Genomic DNA, 14,478 nt, shown 5'->3' with positions numbered 1-14,478 from the left:
TAGCCGAGACGTTGGCGTCTGGCTCACCTTAGGATTGTCGGCCATTGGGTTGGGCCGCGACTTTAATCAATTTGGCGTAGTAGAAGCCGTCGTGGCCATTGTCCTGAGGCAAAAGCTGACGTCCATGCGGCTGTTCGACGCCGAACCCCTTGGGCAGGTCCAGTTCGCGGGCGCCGGGTGTGCGCGTGAGAAAGGCTTCGATCACCTCGCGGTTTTCGGTCGGCAGTACCGAACAGGTGGCGTACAGCAGAACCCCGCCGACAGCCATGGTCGGCCATAGCGCGTCGAGCAGCTCGCCCTGCAGCGCCGCCAGGGGGGCGATGTCGTCGGCCTGGCGCGCCAGCTTGATATCGGGATGCCGACGGATAACGCCGGTCGCCGAGCACGGTGCGTCGAGCAGGATCCGTTGAAAGAGTTGTCCATCCCACCAATCGTCGGTGGCGCGTGCGTCGGCAGCCACCAGTTTGGCGTCGAGCTGCAGGCGATCGAGGTTTTCCTGCACACGCTGCAAGCGCTTCGGCTCAAGGTCCAGGGCGATGACTTCAGCCAGCGCAGGTTCGCGTTCGAGGATGTGGCAGGTCTTGCCGCCCGGGGCACAGCAGGCATCCAGCACCCGCTGGCCGGGAGCCAGATCGAGCAGGCTGGCGGCCAGCTGCGCGGCTTCGTCCTGTACGCTGATGCGCCCCTCGGCAAAGCCCGGCAGCTGCGTGACATCGCAGGCCGCGGCGAGTCGAATGCCGTCTTCGCTGTGGCTGCAGGGGAACGCTTCAATGCCGGCGTCCTGCAGTTCGGCGAGATAGGTGTCGCGCCCGACCTGGCGATGGTTGACCCGCAATATCATCGGCGGATGCAGGTTGTTTGCGGTACAGATCGCCTCCCAATGTTCCGGCCAATGAGCCTTGAGCGACTTCTGCAGCCAGCGCGGGTGGGCAAAGCGAATCACCGGGTCACGTTCGAGCTCGGCGAACAGCGCTTCGCCGTCACGCTGGGCGTTGCGCAACACGGCGTTGAGCAGCCCTTTTGCCCAGGGCTTCTTCAGCTTCTCCGCGCAGCCCACGGTTTCACCAATGGCGGCATGCGGCGGAATCCTGGTGTAGAACAGCTGGTACAGCCCGACCAGCAGCAAGGCCTCGACATCGCGATCCGCTGCCTTGAATGGCTTTTGCAGCAATCGCTCGGCGAGACCGGAGAGACGCGGCTGCCAGCGGGCGGTGCCGAACGCCAGCTCCTGGGTCAGGCCACGATCACGCGCGTCCACCTTGGCCAGCACGTCGGGCAGGCTGCTGTTCAGCGAGGCTTTGCCGGACAGCACCACGGCCAATGCGCGGGCAGCGGCGAGACGCGGGTTCATCGACATTATTCAAACACCTTGCCGACAGCGAACTGTTCGCGGCGGCTGTTGAACACGTCGCTGACGGCCAGCGCCTTGCCGCCCGGGAGTTGCAGGCGAGTGATGATCAGCGAACCCTCGCCACAGGCGACCTCCAGGCCGTCCTTGCTTGCCTCGATGATCTGTCCAGGCGTGCCCTGCCCTGCGGATGCACGCGCAGCATGAAATTTCACTGCAGCGCCGTCGAGGCTGCTGTGGCAGGTCGGCCAAGGGTTGAATGCCCGCACGAGCCGCTCAAGCTCGACCGACGGTCGCTTCCAGTCGAGCCGTGCTTCGTCCTTGTTCAGCTTGTGCGCATAGGTGGCCAGATTGTCGTCCTGAACCTCACCAACGAGCGTACCGGCTTCCAGCGCAGTGACCGCTTCGATCACGGCACGCGAGCCGAGGTCGGCCAGCCGATCATGCAGGGTGCCACCGGTATCCTCCGCTGTGATCGGTGTGCGGACCTTGAGCAGCATCGGCCCGGCGTCCAGCCCCGCTTCCATCTGCATGACGGTCACGCCAGATTCGGCATCGCCTGCTTCGATAGCCCGCTGAATCGGCGCTGCGCCACGCCAGCGCGGCAGCAACGAGGCATGGCTGTTAATGCAGCCCAGGCGCGGCATATCCAGCACGGCCTGCGGCAAGATCAAGCCGTAGGCGACGACGACCATGAGGTCCGCCTGCAACCCCGCCAGCTCCGCCTGCGCAGCTGGGTCACGCAGGCTCTGGGGTTGATACACCGGAATCTCATGCTGCAGCGCGAGCTGCTTGACGGGGCTGGGCATCAGTTTCTGGCCACGGCCCGCCGGGCGATCCGGCTGCGTATACACGGCCACGACCTGACGCTTGGCGTCGAGCAGGGCTTGTAGATGCTGAGCGGCGAATTCCGGCGTGCCGGCGAAAACGATGCGCATAGAAGGACTCATCAATAAAAAAGGCTTGCCGCTGCAAGCCTTTGGGGTGGGAGATCAAGCCTGCTGACGGTGAAGCTTTTCCAGCTTCTTCTTGATCCGGTCGCGCTTGAGATTGGACAGGTAGTCGACGAACAGCTTGCCGTTGAGGTGATCGCATTCGTGCTGGATGCATACCGCGAGCAGGCCTTCGGCGATCAGCTCATAGGGCTGGCCGTCGCGGTCCAGCGCCTTGATCTTCACCTTCTGTGGCCGGTGGACGTTTTCGTAGAAGCCGGGCACTGACAGGCATCCTTCCTGATACTGCTCCATCTCGTCGGTGAGAAACTCGAACTCGGGATTGATGAAGACCCGTGGATCGGTCTTGTCCTCGGACAGGTCCATCACCACGACCCGCTTGTGCACGTTGACCTGCGTCGCGGCCAGGCCGATACCGGGTGCGTCGTACATGGTCTCGAACATGTCGTCGATCAACTGACGAATGCCGTCATCGACCAAGTCCACCGGTTTGGCGATGGTGCGCAGGCGTGGATCGGGAAATTCTAGGATGTTCAGGATTGCCATATGCGTTTGTGATGCACTTATGGAATAAAGTCAAAAGCCGCTGCTAAGATGCCGAGCAGCTTGTAAACGGCTTAACGCCGCTTTCCACAAGGGTTACTGCGGCGCTAGGGCGCTTTACGTGAAGGCACATCATAAAGGGATTCACCACATGAGGAAATCACTACTCGCCCTGCTGTTGGTGGCGGTTGGCGGCATGGCGCACGCCGCTGTACAGCTCAAGGATGACCATCCGGAGCAGTACACCGTAGTGAAAGGCGACACACTCTGGGACATTTCCGGTCGCTTTCTCAGCGAGCCCTGGAAATGGCCCGAACTCTGGCACGCCAATCCGCAGGTCGAAAATCCGCACCTGATCTATCCTGGCGACAGCCTCAGCCTGGTCTACATCGAAGGCCAACCGCGCCTCATGCTCAACCGTGGCGCGTCGCGCGGAACGATCAAGCTCTCCCCCACCGTTCGTAGCACGCCAATGGCCGAGGCCATCAGTACCATCCCGCTGGAAGCCATCAACAGCTTTCTGCTGAGTAACCGCATTGTCGATAGCGCTGCTGAATTCGAGGCCGCGCCCTACATTGTTGCCGGCAATGCCGAGCGCGTGATCAGTGGCTCTGGTGACCGCGTCTACGGCCGCGGCGAGTTCCAGGATGACATCGGTATCTACGGCATCTTCCGTCAGGGCAAGACCTACGTGGACCCGGAGACCGGTGAATTCCTCGGTATTAACGCCGACGACGTAGGCACCGCCGAGCTTCTCGACATGGAAGGTGACATTGCCACCATGATGCTTACGCGGGTCACTCAGGAAGCGCGTATCGGCGACCGTCTGTTCCCTAGCGAAGAGCGTGCGATTAATTCGACCTTCATGCCGAGCGAGCCGAAAGAAGAAATCAACGGCGTGATCCTCGATGTACCGCGCGGCGTGACCCAGATCGGTCAGTTCGATGTGGTCACCCTGAATCGGGGCGCGCGTGACGGGCTGAACGTCGGCAATGTGCTGGCGGTGTACAAGACCGGCGAAACCGTCCGCGACCGGGTCACCGGTGAAAACGTGAAGATCCCGGACGAGCGCTCGGGCCTGCTGATGGTGTTCCGCACCTACGACAAGCTCAGCTATGGGCTGGTCCTGCAGGCGACACGCTCACTTTCGGTGATGGACAAGGTCCGCAACCCCTGAGACCCCAAGCCCCGCATTGCGGGGCTTGTCATTTCTGCTGAACAAGCACTGCATGGATGCGGTGCGACGAGACAAGGACTGCTCTTATGCTTTCGATTTCCCCTGCCGAACTGGAAGCGCGCCTGCGCCTGCACGTGTTGCCGGAGCTGGGCCCGCGTCGCCTGCGTAAGTTGCTCAGCGCGTTTCCCGATGCGTCTTCTGCCCTCAGTGCGCCAGCCACCGCCTGGCGCTCGCTGGGTTTACCGGCTGGTTGCGCCGAAGCCAGGCGCAGTCCGGCCATCCGTGAGCGAGCCGCCGCCAGCCTCAAGTGGCTGGAAGCGCCGGCGCGGCATCTGCTGATGTGGGATGACCCTGCTTATCCCGGTTTGCTGGAAGAGCTGCCGGACGCTCCGCCGCTGCTGTTCGTCGAGGGTGACCCTGGCCTGTTGGAGCGCCCGCAGCTGGCGATGGTTGGCAGCCGACGTGCTTCCCGGCCGGGGCTGGATAACGCCACCGCCTTTGCGCGCAGCCTGGCTCGCGGTGGTTTCGTGATCACCAGCGGTCTAGCGCTGGGTATTGATGGTGCGGCTCATCAAGGCGCACTGGACGTCGGCGGCAAGACTATCGCCGTACTGGGTACCGGGCTCGAACAACTGTATCCGCGTCGCCATCTGGGGCTGGCTGCACGCATCGTTGAAGGAGGTGGTGCGCTGGTATCCGAGTTACCGCTCGATTGCCCGCCGCAGGCCGCCAACTTTCCACGTCGTAATCGCATCATCAGCGGCTTGTCGTTGGGTGTGCTGGTGGTCGAGGCAAGCCCTTCGAGCGGCTCGCTGATCACCGCCCGTCTGGCTGCCGAGCAGGGCCGTGAGGTCTATGCGATTCCCGGCTCGATCCACCATCCGGGCGCCCGAGGCTGTCATCAGCTGATTCGCCAGGGCGCGGCGCTGGTGGAAAGTGTCGAAGATGTGCTGCAAGCCTTGCGCGGCTGGCAGCAAGGCCCGGCCGCTCCCGAAGCGCAACGATCCGAGCCGATGCATCCACTAGTCGCCCAGCTGCATGCCGCCCCCATGAGCAGCGAGGCGCTGGCCAGTGCCGTGAACCAGCCTTTGTCGGAAACCCTCGCAGCGCTTACCGAGCTTGAAATCGAGGGCGTGATTGTTTGCGAGAACGGGCGCTGGATCGCCTGTACGGGTTGAGGGCTGCTGTGCTGCCACCGGCGCTTGGGTACACTTCGCCGATCAGTCTCAGTGGAGTTGGCAATGGTCGGCAATTGGCGTGTGCAGCAGGCGGCGCGAGTCGTTAGGCGTGGTGGAGTCATCGCTTATCCGACCGAGGCGGTGTGGGGGCTGGGCTGCGATCCCTGGGACAGCGATGCGGTGCATCGGTTGCTCGCTCTCAAGGAGCGGCCAGTGGAGAAAGGCCTGATCCTGGTCGCCGATTGCATCGAGCAGTTCGAATTTCTGCTGGACGATCTTCCTGAGCGCTGGCTGGACCGGTTGGTTGGCAGCTGGCCGGGGCCGAACACCTGGCTGGTCCCGCACCGCGACCGTCTGCCTGACTGGATCACCGGCGAGCATGACAGCGTGGCGCTTCGTGTGACCGATCACCCGCTGGTGGCCAGGCTATGCGCCCTGACCGGCCCATTGGTATCTACATCGGCCAACCCGGCCGGCCGACCTTCGGCGCGGTCGCGTCTGCGCGTCGAGCAATACTTCCCTGGCGATCTGGACGGCGTGCTTGGCGGCAGCCTGGGCGGTCGTAAAAACCCCTCCACCATCCGCGACATACGCAACGGCGAGGTGATTCGCGCCTCCTGACGCCGCTGGCGTCAGGGCGTACACGCCTGCCGGCTCAGGGCAGGAGAATGGTCGAGCCGGTCGTCCTGCCCGCGGCGAGCTGGCGCTGTGCCTCGGCGGCGTCGGCGAGTGTGTAGCGTTGGCCGATCTCCACCTCTATCTTTCCGCGGGCGATCATCTCGAACAGCTCGGCCGCCATGTCTCGCAGGCGTTCGGCTGAGGTGGCGTAGCCGGCCAGAGTCGGCCGGGTGACATACAGCGAGCCCTTCTGGGCCAGTACACCGAGGTTGACCCCCGTCACCGCGCCGGAGGCATTGCCGAAGCTGACCAGCAGGCCACGCGGGGCAACGCAATCGAGCGAGACGTCCCAGCTGCTCTTGCCCACCGAGTCGTAGACCACCGGACATTTCTGGCCATCGGTCAGCTCCAATACGCGCTGCACCACATCTTCCTGCGTGCGGTCGATGGTTGCCCAGGCGCCCAGCGACTTGGCGCGCTCAGCCTTTTCCGCCGAGCCCACCACGCCGATCAGTCTGGCGCCGATGGCTTTGGCCCACTGGCAAGCGATCGATCCGACACCGCCCGCCGCCGCATGGAACAGGATGGTTTCGCCGGCTTTAAGCGCATAGGTCTGGCGCAGCAGATACTGGGTCGTCAGGCCCTTGAGCATCACTGAAGCCGCTTGTTCGAAGCTCACGCTTTCGGGCAGCTTGACCAGATGCCGCGCTGGCAGGGTGTGGTGCTCACCGTAAGCACCCAGCGGCCCGGTCGCGTAAGCGACACGATCACCTACCGCGAAATCATCGACGCCCTCCCCCAGCGCGTCGACGACGCCAGCACCTTCGGTGCCCAGGCCCGACGGCAGGCTCGGCGGCGCGTAGAGCCCGCTGCGAAAGTAAGTGTCGATGAAGTTCAGGCCGATCGCATGGTTGCGCACGCGGACCTCACCGACACCGGGTGCGGCGACCGGGACGTCGAGCTGTTCGAGGACTTCAGGACCACCGTGCTGACTGAACTGGATGCGCTGCGACATATCGACTCCTGGCAAATACAAAGGAGCCTATCCAACGCTTCCCGGGCGCGTCCGTCAATTGGCCCGGTGATATGCTTGCCGGCCTTCTGTTCTAGCGCTGCCGCTCTGGGCCCATGCCCGGCGGCAACGCAGCCCACTTGCCAAGGTGAATTCGTGAACGAGCGTACCGAAGCCGTCAAAGCCTACCTGCTCGATCTGCAGGACCGTATCTGCGCCACCCTTGAAGCTGAGGACGGCGGCGCGCGCTTCGTCGAGGATGCCTGGACGCGCCCGGCAGGCGGTGGTGGCCGGACCCGGGTCATCGAAAACGGTGCGCTGATCGAAAAGGGCGGCGTCAACTTCTCCCACGTTCACGGCAGCGGTCTGCCCCCTTCGGCCAGTGCCCATCGTCCGGAACTGGCCGGCCGTGGTTTCGAAGCGCTCGGCGTGTCGCTGGTGATCCATCCGGAGAACCCTTACGTGCCGACCTCCCACGCCAACGTGCGCTTCTTCATCGCCGAAAAGGAAGGTGAGGAGCCGGTCTGGTGGTTTGGTGGCGGCTTCGACCTGACGCCCTACTACGGCAACGAAGAGGATTGCGTGCACTGGCACCGGGTGGCCAGGGATGCCTGCGTGCCGTTCGGTGCCGATGTCTACCCGCGCTACAAGGAATGGTGCGACCACTATTTCCACATCAAGCATCGCAACGAGCCGCGCGGAGTCGGTGGGCTGTTCTTCGATGATCTGAACGAATGGGATTTCGATACCAGCTTTGCCTTCATGCGGGCGGTGGGCGATGCCTACATCGAGGCGTACCTGCCCATCGTCCAGCGTCGCAAGGCGATACCGTTTGGCGAACGCGAGCGCGCCTTCCAGGAGCTGCGCCGCGGTCGCTATGTGGAATACAACCTGGTGTACGACCGCGGCACCCTGTTCGGCCTGCAATCGGGTGGACGCACCGAGTCGATCCTCATGTCGTTGCCGCCGCTGGTGCGCTGGGGTTACGACAAGCATCCCGAACCCGGCTCGCCGGAGGCGCGCCTGACCGAGTATTTCCTGCAGGATCGAGACTGGCTGTGCGAGCAGCGCTGACATGGCTTTCTCATACGCTGCGTCTGCCAGACGCTTACGCGTGACGGGTGCAGAACCTATTTGAAGCGGAGTAATTGTTGATGGACCGCTACGGCGTTTTTGGTAACCCCATCGGGCACAGCAAGTCGCCCCAGATCCACCGGTTGTTTGCCGAACAGACCGGGCAGGATCTCGGCTACGAACCCTTGCTGGCGCCGCTGGATGACTTTCCTGGCTTTGCCAAAGCCTTTTTCGAGACGGGTCTGGGCGCCAACGTCACCGTGCCGTTCAAGGAACAGGCCTACCGCCTGGCTGACAGGCTGAGTGAGCGCGCCCAGCGTGCCGGCGCGGTGAATACCCTGAAAAAGCTCGAAGACGGCAGCTTGCTGGGTGACAACACCGACGGTATCGGTCTGGTCCGCGATCTGCTGGATAACGCCGGCGTCACCTTGCAAGGCAAGCTGATCCTGCTGCTGGGCGCCGGGGGGGCGGTGCGCGGTGTACTCGAGCCGCTACTGGCGCAGCGCCCGGCCGCGCTGGTCATCGCCAACCGCACCCTGGCCAAGGCCGAACAGCTGGCGGGTGAATTTGCCGAGCTGGGGCCGGTGAGTGCCAGCGCCTTTGAGCAGCTGCAAGGCCCGTTCGATGTGATCATCAACGGCACGTCGGCGAGCCTCGGCGGCGAGCTGCCACCGCTGGGCGATGGCCTGATCGAGCCGGGAGTCACCTTCTGCTACGACATGATGTATGCCGCTCAGGCGACGCCTTTTTGCCAATGGGCGGCTGAGCGTGATGCGTCGAATCGGGATGGGCTCGGTATGCTGGTCGAGCAGGCGGCTGCAGCGTTCGAACTTTGGCGAGGTGTGCGGCCGGAATCGGCCATTGTGTTGGCGGCACTGCGTCTTCAGCTCGCTGGCTGAAAGCCAGCGCAATCAGAGGCGGAAGTGAATCTCCTCGTGCAGGTGCTGCGGTGTCTCCAGCTCGTCGACAATCCCCGCCGCGATACGCCTTAGCTGCACGCGGCGATCACCGGGGTCGAGATCGTCGATCACGCTGAAATCCTCAATCGACAGATCGTCACCATCGGCTTTGGCATCCACCAGGGTCCACTTCAACGGATGCGCTGCAATGCGTTGCAGCGCTGCCGCAACAGCTGGATCGTCACCCCTGGCGGACAGGTCCACGACCAGCAGCAACCGATCGACGCCGACTTTCGGCAACCCCGACAGCAGAGCGTCGACCGCCTGAGCCAGATCATGCGGTTGGTGGTTGGCTGCCGAGCCGGAGGCTGTCGCCAATGAAGGGCTGTCGAATAGACAGATCACCGCATCCATCCCGGCCACGCTCTGCGAGACGCTGGTAGCATCGAACAGATCGCCGGTTTTGGCGCGCAGGCCTGGTCGCACGGTCATCGAATTGAGATCGTCGACCAAGGTCACGGCTTCGTGCTGGCGGGTCAGCAGCTCGCAAAGCAGCGCATTGCCGAGGCTCGAATGCGCCCCGTACAGAGCGAATTTGAGCCGCGGCGTTTCAGCGTTGAGCATGATGGCCTGGCCGGATCAGCGTCGGGTGGCTAGATAGCCAATCAGCGCGACGGCGCCAGCGGCCAGGGCGACAGTGCTCAGCGGATGCTCGCGTGCGCAGTCCTTGGCCATGCGCCCGGCGTCACGACCGCGGCGGGACAGGTCGTGGCAGTGCTCGTCCAATCGGTTTTCGTTCCACAGCGTTTCGGCGCGCGAGCGCAGCGCATTGAAACGGTTACGCGATTCGCGCGAGGCGTCGTCCTTCAGGTCATCGAGTGCAGCCATCAGGTTCTGTATTTCGCGTTCGATTTCGTCGCGGGTGGTCGGTGTGCGGCTGAAGCGGGACATAGCGTTCTCCCCTTTGAATGTACGGTTTGGACTCTGCGAAGCCGTGAAGGTGCGTTCGGCCGTGCTCAACCAAAACACCCAGACTGCTATGAGCGGACCTATCAATGGCAGCCGGGTTCCGCTGGTCGGCTCGGTTGTGGCGAAAAGCCGCGCGGCCGATAGCATGTTTGACGGCGAATCCGTACACCTGCAGCAGCGCTGCGTCGGTTGATCTACGCTTTGTATTGTGGCCGCTTCGCTGAGCGGTCCGGACGGCGAAACGAGCGAAACGGCCGGCGCCCTACGCCCGGTCGATCCGCTGGAAGCGCCGAAATATAAGGGCTGACGGCCATGTTTATGCTCGCCTTTTCCGTATAATGCGCGCCGCGTTCGTCTGCTTCGGCGCGCCTTTTTTCACTGCCAGTTCATCGGTGTCCATCTTGAAGCTTCGTCATACCCTTCTCGGTCTGCTGCTCGCCTGCAGCAGCGTCATGTCGTCCCCCGTCTCGCTCGCTGCACCCAAAGCCCCTGCTCAGCAGGAACTGGCTTCTGGCAGCGCGCTGCTGGTCGACCTGAAAACCAACGAAATCCTCTATTCCAGCAATCCAGACGTGGTTGTGCCGATTGCCTCGGTGACCAAGCTGATGACCGCAATGGTGGCGCTCGACGCCAAGTTGCCACTCGACCAGCGCCTGTCCGTCACCATCCGCGATGCGCGTGAGATGCAAGGCGTGTACTCACGCGTGCGCATCGGCAGCGAAATCAGCCGCCGGGAAATGCTGCTGCTGACCCTGATGTCATCCGAGAACCGCGCCGCCGCGAGCCTGGCTCATCATTATCCCGGCGGCTACGGTGCCTTCATCCAGGCGATGAACGCCAAGGCCAAGGCGCTGGGCATGACCCATACGCGCTATGTTGAGCCGACCGGCCTGTCCGAGCAGAACGTCTCCAGCGCCAATGACCTGGTCAAACTGCTCAAGGCCAGTCAGGCCTACCCGCTGATCGAACAGTTCAGCACCACCAGCGAGAAAACCGTGGCTTTCCACAAGCCCAACTACACCTTAGGGTTCCGCAATACCAACGCCCTAGTGCGCAAGCCTGACTGGAGCATCCAGCTGACCAAGACCGGTTTCACCAATGCCGCCGGCCATTGCCTAGTGATGCGCACGGTGATGGACAAGCGCCCGGTGGCCTTTGTGGTGCTCGACGCCTTTGGCAAGTACACCCATATGGCTGATGCCAACCGCCTGAAGAAGTGGATGGAAACCGGCAAGGTCACGCCGGTCGCGCCTGCGGCCCTGGCCTACAAGCAGCAGAAGATGGCGCAGCGTCAGCTGGCCGGGCAGCCGGGTGACGCCGCTACGGTGATCGGCACCCGCTGACCGAGGCGGCAAGCAAGCGCTTCACTGCCGGGGTGCGTGCCTGGCGGCAGAGGTGACGCGGCGGGTTGCTGTGCTTCCCGACGTCACGTCGAGCCGGCTCATTGCCCACCCCGGCTGGGCGCCTTCAGACCCGCCGCGCTCACAGCGCTGCACTGAGCAACCGGCGACGGCGTGACTTTTCGATGCAACGATGCGGGTGCAGTCGACTCAAACGACTACATTCGCCCTCAGCGCAACGGGAATCGAAGGTCGTTATGAGCACGCCAGACAATACCTACATCGAGTGGCTGGAAAGCCAGTCCATGCTTCACGCCGCCCGCGAGCGGGCCCGACTCTATGCCGGCCAGGCGCGGCTCTGGCAGCGGCCTTACGCCCAGGCACGCCCGCGCGACGCCAGTGCGATCTCCTCGGTGTGGTTCACCGCCTACCCGGCCGCCATCATCACCCCTGAAGGCGGCTCGGTGTTGCAGGCGCTGGGGGACGATCGGCTCTGGAGCGCGCTGTCCGAGCTGGGCGTGCAAGGTATTCACAACGGCCCGATGAAGCGCTCCGGCGGTTTGCGCGGGCGCGAGTTCACGCCGACCATCGACGGCAACTTCGACCGCATCAGCTTCGACATCGACCCCAACCTCGGGACCGAGCAGGAGATGCAGCAGCTCAGCCGCATGGCCGCCGCGCACAACGCCATCGTCATCGACGACGTCGTCCCGGCGCACACCGGCAAGGGCGCGGATTTCCGCCTCGCCGAGATGGCCTACGGCGATTATCCAGGCCTCTACCACATGGTCGAGATCAACGAGGAAGACTGGCCGTTGTTGCCGGCCGTGCCCAAGGGCCGGGATGCGGTAAACCTCCCGCCGCCGGTGGTCGATCAGCTCAAGGAAAAGCACTACATCGTCGGCCAGCTGCAGCGGGTAATCTTCTTCGAGCCCGGCATCAAGGACACCGACTGGAGCGTGACCAACGTGGTCACTGGGGTCGACGGAAAACGCCGCCGCTGGGTCTATCTGCACTACTTCAAGGAAGGCCAGCCGTCGCTGAACTGGCTCGACCCCACCTTCGCCGCCCAGCAACTGATCATTGGCGATGCGCTGCATGCCATCGACGTCTCGGGCGCGCGCGTCTTGCGCCTGGATGCCAACGGCTTCCTGGGTGTCGAGCGTCGCGCTGAAGGCACCGCCTGGTCCGAAGGCCATCCGCTGTCAGTGACCGGCAACCAGCTGATTGCCGGCGCCATCCGCAAGGCCGGCGGCTTCAGCTTCCAGGAACTGAACCTGACCATCGACGACATCGCCTCGATGTCCCACGGTGGCGCCGACCTGTCCTACGACTTCATCACTCGTCCGGCTTATCACCACGCCCTCGTGACTGGGGATACCGAGTTCCTGCGGTTGATGCTGCGTGAGGTCCACGCGTTCGGCATCGATCCGGCTTCGCTGATCCACGCAATGCAGAACCACGACGAGCTGACCCTGGAACTGGTGCATTTCTGGACATTGCACGCCTACGACCATTACCACTACCACGGGCAGACCCTGCCCGGCGGCGTCCTGCGCGAGCACATCCGCGAGGAGATGTACGAACGCCTGACAGGCGAGCACGCGCCCTACAACCTCAAGTTCGTCACCAACGGCGTGTCCTGCACCACCGTCAGCGTCATCACGGCGGCGCTGGGCATCCGTGACCTCAACACCATCAGCGCGGCCGATATCGAACAGATCCAGCGCCTGCATATTCTGCTGGTGATGTTCAACGCCATGCAGCCCGGTGTGTTCGCCCTTTCCGGCTGGGATCTGGTCGGCGCGTTGCCGCTGGAAGCCGAGCAGGTGGAACACCTGATGACCGAAGGCGACACCCGCTGGCTGCATCGCGGCGGCTACGATCTGGCCGATATCGCACCCGAGGTGGAAACCTCCAGCGAAGGCCTGCCCAAGGCGCGCTCGCTGTACGGCAGCCTGGTCGAGCAGCTGCAGAATGGCGGTTCCTTCGCCTGCCAGCTCAAGCGCATCCTCAGCGTACGCCGCGCCTACGACATCGCCGCCAGCAAGCAGATCCTGATTCCGGATGTGCAGGCGCCCGGGTTGCTGGTCATGGTCCATGAACTGCCCGCAGGTAAAGGCGTGCAGATCACGGCGCTCAACTTCAGCTCCGAGACCATCAGCGAGACGGTCACCCTCCCCGGCGTAGCGCCCGGGCCGGTGGTCGACATCATCCACGAAAGCATCGAAGGCGACCTGACCGAAAACGGTGAGATGACCTTCAATCTCGACCCCTACGAAGGCCTTGCCCTGCGCGTAGTCAGCGCCGCATCACCGGTGCTCTGACCGGGCATCAGCGCCCTCTTCGCCTGGCCGGCCGACGCAGCTATAGTGCGCGCCGGCCGGCCCTGCGGGCCGCCTAGCTCATCCGAAGAGTACCTACGTGTCCGCTACCTCCCGCTTCCGTTTCCTGCGCACGCTTTTCGCCTGCGTGCTCGGTTCGTCGATCTTTTCGAGCCAGGCGCAGACGGCCTGCCCGGCCGGCCAGCAGCCGCTCTGCCTGGGTGCCTGCGTGTGCATGCCGGCCTCTGCGCAGCAGTCCGAAACCTTGTACGAGCAGATGCAATGGCTGGCGGCCGCGGGGCTTGAGACCTGGATCCGTCAGTCGCGCGATAGGCTGGCGTTGCAGGAGAGCCGGCCGATCCCGCTGCACATTCGCTCTCAGCTGGAGCCCTATTTCGACCTGGCGGTGCTGGAGACCGCGCGCTACCGCGTCGGCGATGACAGCGTGCTGACTGCCGCCAACACCCTGTTGCGCAACCCGGACATCGTCGCGGTAACGCTGATCGACATCATCGTCTTCCGCAACGAGGCCGATGCCCTCGACAACGTCGCGCTCTGGGCGCACGAACTCAAACACGTCGAGCAGTACCTGGAATGGGGCGTGGGCGAGTTTACCCGGCGCTACACCCGCGACTACGGCAGCGTCGAACAGCCGGGTTATGCCATGGAAGTGCAGCTCGAGCGCGAAGCGGCCCTGCGCGAAGCTGGTGAAAGCGCAGCTCGGCGCCACTCAGCCGAATGATCTAGGCTGAGGGATCGCCTTGGGTCGGTTTCGGTCACAACCTTATCGCCACAAGGAGACCGACATGTCTGTGACCGTGACCAAGCTCCGGGGCAACGATATACCCGAGGCGCTGCGTGGGCCCGGCGTTCAGGTGGTCTTCCGCATCACCGACCATGAGGGCAACACGCAATACCTGCTCGATGATGTGGAGGCCGCGCAAACTGCTGTGCGCGTCAGTGATGATCATCATGCAGCGAAAGAGTGACCGCTGCGGCCAGTGCAACGCGCGCTGGCGCCTGAGTCTCGGTCAGCGTCCGAG

At 63.7% G+C, this 14,478-nt stretch carries 15 protein-coding genes; 9 read left to right on the top strand and 6 right to left on the bottom strand.

Features of this window, described 5'->3' with window-relative positions:
• Nucleotides 1-28 precede the first annotated feature (28 nt).
• From rsmB to def, 3 genes are read right to left on the bottom strand one after another with little or no spacing between them, the layout of a single operon-like run.
• Entirely contained in the window at nucleotides 29-1,351 is a 1,323-nt protein-coding gene (gene rsmB, locus ALTERO38_RS19945) for a 16S rRNA (cytosine(967)-C(5))-methyltransferase RsmB (RefSeq protein WP_159969743.1), read from the bottom strand.
• Between the two features lie 5 nt (nucleotides 1,352-1,356).
• Nucleotides 1,357-2,298, bottom strand: a complete 942-nt coding sequence (gene fmt, locus ALTERO38_RS19940; protein WP_159969459.1) for a methionyl-tRNA formyltransferase — start codon at nucleotides 2,296-2,298, stop codon at nucleotides 1,357-1,359.
• Nucleotides 2,299-2,340: 42 nt separating this feature from the next.
• Complete coding sequence (gene def / locus ALTERO38_RS19935) at nucleotides 2,341-2,847, bottom strand: peptide deformylase (protein ID WP_159969458.1); 507 nt, start codon at nucleotides 2,845-2,847, stop codon at nucleotides 2,341-2,343.
• A 148-nt stretch (nucleotides 2,848-2,995) separates the two neighbouring features.
• Here def and ALTERO38_RS19930 point away from each other — a divergent pair, with 148 nt between their 5' ends.
• From ALTERO38_RS19930 to ALTERO38_RS19920, 3 genes are all read left to right on the top strand, one after another.
• Nucleotides 2,996-4,021 (top strand): LysM peptidoglycan-binding domain-containing protein, encoded by a 1,026-nt coding sequence (locus ALTERO38_RS19930; RefSeq protein ID WP_159969457.1) that lies wholly within the window; start codon nucleotides 2,996-2,998, stop codon nucleotides 4,019-4,021.
• Nucleotides 4,022-4,107: 86 nt separating this feature from the next.
• Entirely contained in the window at nucleotides 4,108-5,199 is a 1,092-nt protein-coding gene (gene dprA, locus ALTERO38_RS19925) for a DNA-processing protein DprA (protein ID WP_159969456.1), read from the top strand.
• Nucleotides 5,200-5,262: 63 nt separating this feature from the next.
• Entirely contained in the window at nucleotides 5,263-5,820 is a 558-nt protein-coding gene (locus ALTERO38_RS19920; protein ID WP_102837683.1) for an L-threonylcarbamoyladenylate synthase, read from the top strand.
• 34 nt (nucleotides 5,821-5,854) lie between these two features.
• Here ALTERO38_RS19920 and ALTERO38_RS19915 read toward each other — a convergent pair whose 3' ends face one another.
• A complete protein-coding gene (locus ALTERO38_RS19915; protein ID WP_159969455.1) occupies nucleotides 5,855-6,832 on the bottom strand; it encodes a quinone oxidoreductase in 978 nt (325 codons plus the stop codon).
• A 153-nt stretch (nucleotides 6,833-6,985) separates the two neighbouring features.
• Between ALTERO38_RS19915 and hemF the strand changes: the two genes are divergently transcribed.
• Together hemF and aroE are read left to right on the top strand one after the other, a co-directional pair.
• A complete protein-coding gene (gene hemF / locus ALTERO38_RS19910) occupies nucleotides 6,986-7,903 on the top strand; it encodes an oxygen-dependent coproporphyrinogen oxidase (RefSeq protein WP_159969454.1) in 918 nt (305 codons plus the stop codon).
• 80 nt (nucleotides 7,904-7,983) lie between these two features.
• Nucleotides 7,984-8,802 carry a shikimate dehydrogenase gene (gene aroE, locus ALTERO38_RS19905; RefSeq protein ID WP_159969453.1) on the top strand — a complete coding sequence of 273 codons (819 nt, stop codon included), beginning with the start codon at nucleotides 7,984-7,986 and terminating at the stop codon, nucleotides 8,800-8,802.
• 12 nt (nucleotides 8,803-8,814) lie between these two features.
• Here aroE and ALTERO38_RS19900 read toward each other — a convergent pair whose 3' ends face one another.
• Entirely contained in the window at nucleotides 8,815-9,426 is a 612-nt protein-coding gene (locus ALTERO38_RS19900; protein ID WP_159969452.1) for an NAD(P)-dependent oxidoreductase, read from the bottom strand.
• A 15-nt stretch (nucleotides 9,427-9,441) separates the two neighbouring features.
• Nucleotides 9,442-9,753 (bottom strand): DUF883 family protein, encoded by a 312-nt coding sequence (locus ALTERO38_RS19895; RefSeq protein ID WP_102837688.1) that lies wholly within the window; start codon nucleotides 9,751-9,753, stop codon nucleotides 9,442-9,444.
• Between the two features lie 419 nt (nucleotides 9,754-10,172).
• Between ALTERO38_RS19895 and pbpG the strand changes: the two genes are divergently transcribed.
• From pbpG to ALTERO38_RS19875, 4 genes are all read left to right on the top strand, one after another.
• Complete coding sequence (gene pbpG / locus ALTERO38_RS19890) at nucleotides 10,173-11,114, top strand: D-alanyl-D-alanine endopeptidase (RefSeq protein ID WP_102837712.1); 942 nt, start codon at nucleotides 10,173-10,175, stop codon at nucleotides 11,112-11,114.
• 254 nt (nucleotides 11,115-11,368) lie between these two features.
• A complete protein-coding gene (treS, locus tag ALTERO38_RS19885; RefSeq protein ID WP_159969451.1) occupies nucleotides 11,369-13,438 on the top strand; it encodes a maltose alpha-D-glucosyltransferase in 2,070 nt (689 codons plus the stop codon).
• 97 nt (nucleotides 13,439-13,535) lie between these two features.
• Nucleotides 13,536-14,177 (top strand): DUF4157 domain-containing protein, encoded by a 642-nt coding sequence (locus tag ALTERO38_RS19880; RefSeq protein WP_159969450.1) that lies wholly within the window; start codon nucleotides 13,536-13,538, stop codon nucleotides 14,175-14,177.
• Nucleotides 14,178-14,241: 64 nt separating this feature from the next.
• Nucleotides 14,242-14,424, top strand: a complete 183-nt coding sequence (locus ALTERO38_RS19875) for a hypothetical protein (protein WP_159969449.1) — start codon at nucleotides 14,242-14,244, stop codon at nucleotides 14,422-14,424.
• Nucleotides 14,425-14,478 lie beyond the last annotated feature (54 nt).

Origin of the sequence: Pseudomonas sp. 9Ag, assembly GCF_902506445.1 — a bacterium.
GTDB lineage: Bacteria > Pseudomonadota > Gammaproteobacteria > Pseudomonadales > Pseudomonadaceae > Stutzerimonas > Stutzerimonas stutzeri_AB.
The sequence above is the reverse complement of the archived record's forward strand: the minus strand, read 5'-3'. Positions and strand labels throughout refer to the sequence as shown.

Bases quoted from the DNA above. Each gene is read 5' to 3' on its own strand.
- rsmB (WP_159969743.1), bottom strand. From the start codon at position 1,351: ATGAACCCGCGTCTCGCCGCTGCCCGCGCATTGGCCGTGGTGCTGTCC.
- fmt (WP_159969459.1), bottom strand. From the start codon at position 2,298: ATGAGTCCTTCTATGCGCATCGTTTTCGCCGGCACGCCGGAATTCGCC.
- def (WP_159969458.1), bottom strand. From the start codon at position 2,847: ATGGCAATCCTGAACATCCTAGAATTTCCCGATCCACGCCTGCGCACC.
- ALTERO38_RS19930 (WP_159969457.1), top strand. From the start codon at position 2,996: ATGAGGAAATCACTACTCGCCCTGCTGTTGGTGGCGGTTGGCGGCATG.
- dprA (WP_159969456.1), top strand. From the start codon at position 4,108: ATGCTTTCGATTTCCCCTGCCGAACTGGAAGCGCGCCTGCGCCTGCAC.
- ALTERO38_RS19920 (WP_102837683.1), top strand. From the start codon at position 5,263: ATGGTCGGCAATTGGCGTGTGCAGCAGGCGGCGCGAGTCGTTAGGCGT.
- ALTERO38_RS19915 (WP_159969455.1), bottom strand. From the start codon at position 6,832: ATGTCGCAGCGCATCCAGTTCAGTCAGCACGGTGGTCCTGAAGTCCTC.
- aroE (WP_159969453.1), top strand. From the start codon at position 7,984: ATGGACCGCTACGGCGTTTTTGGTAACCCCATCGGGCACAGCAAGTCG.
- ALTERO38_RS19900 (WP_159969452.1), bottom strand. From the start codon at position 9,426: ATGCTCAACGCTGAAACGCCGCGGCTCAAATTCGCTCTGTACGGGGCG.
- ALTERO38_RS19895 (WP_102837688.1), bottom strand. From the start codon at position 9,753: ATGTCCCGCTTCAGCCGCACACCGACCACCCGCGACGAAATCGAACGC.
- treS (WP_159969451.1), top strand. From the start codon at position 11,369: ATGAGCACGCCAGACAATACCTACATCGAGTGGCTGGAAAGCCAGTCC.
- ALTERO38_RS19875 (WP_159969449.1), top strand. From the start codon at position 14,242: ATGTCTGTGACCGTGACCAAGCTCCGGGGCAACGATATACCCGAGGCG.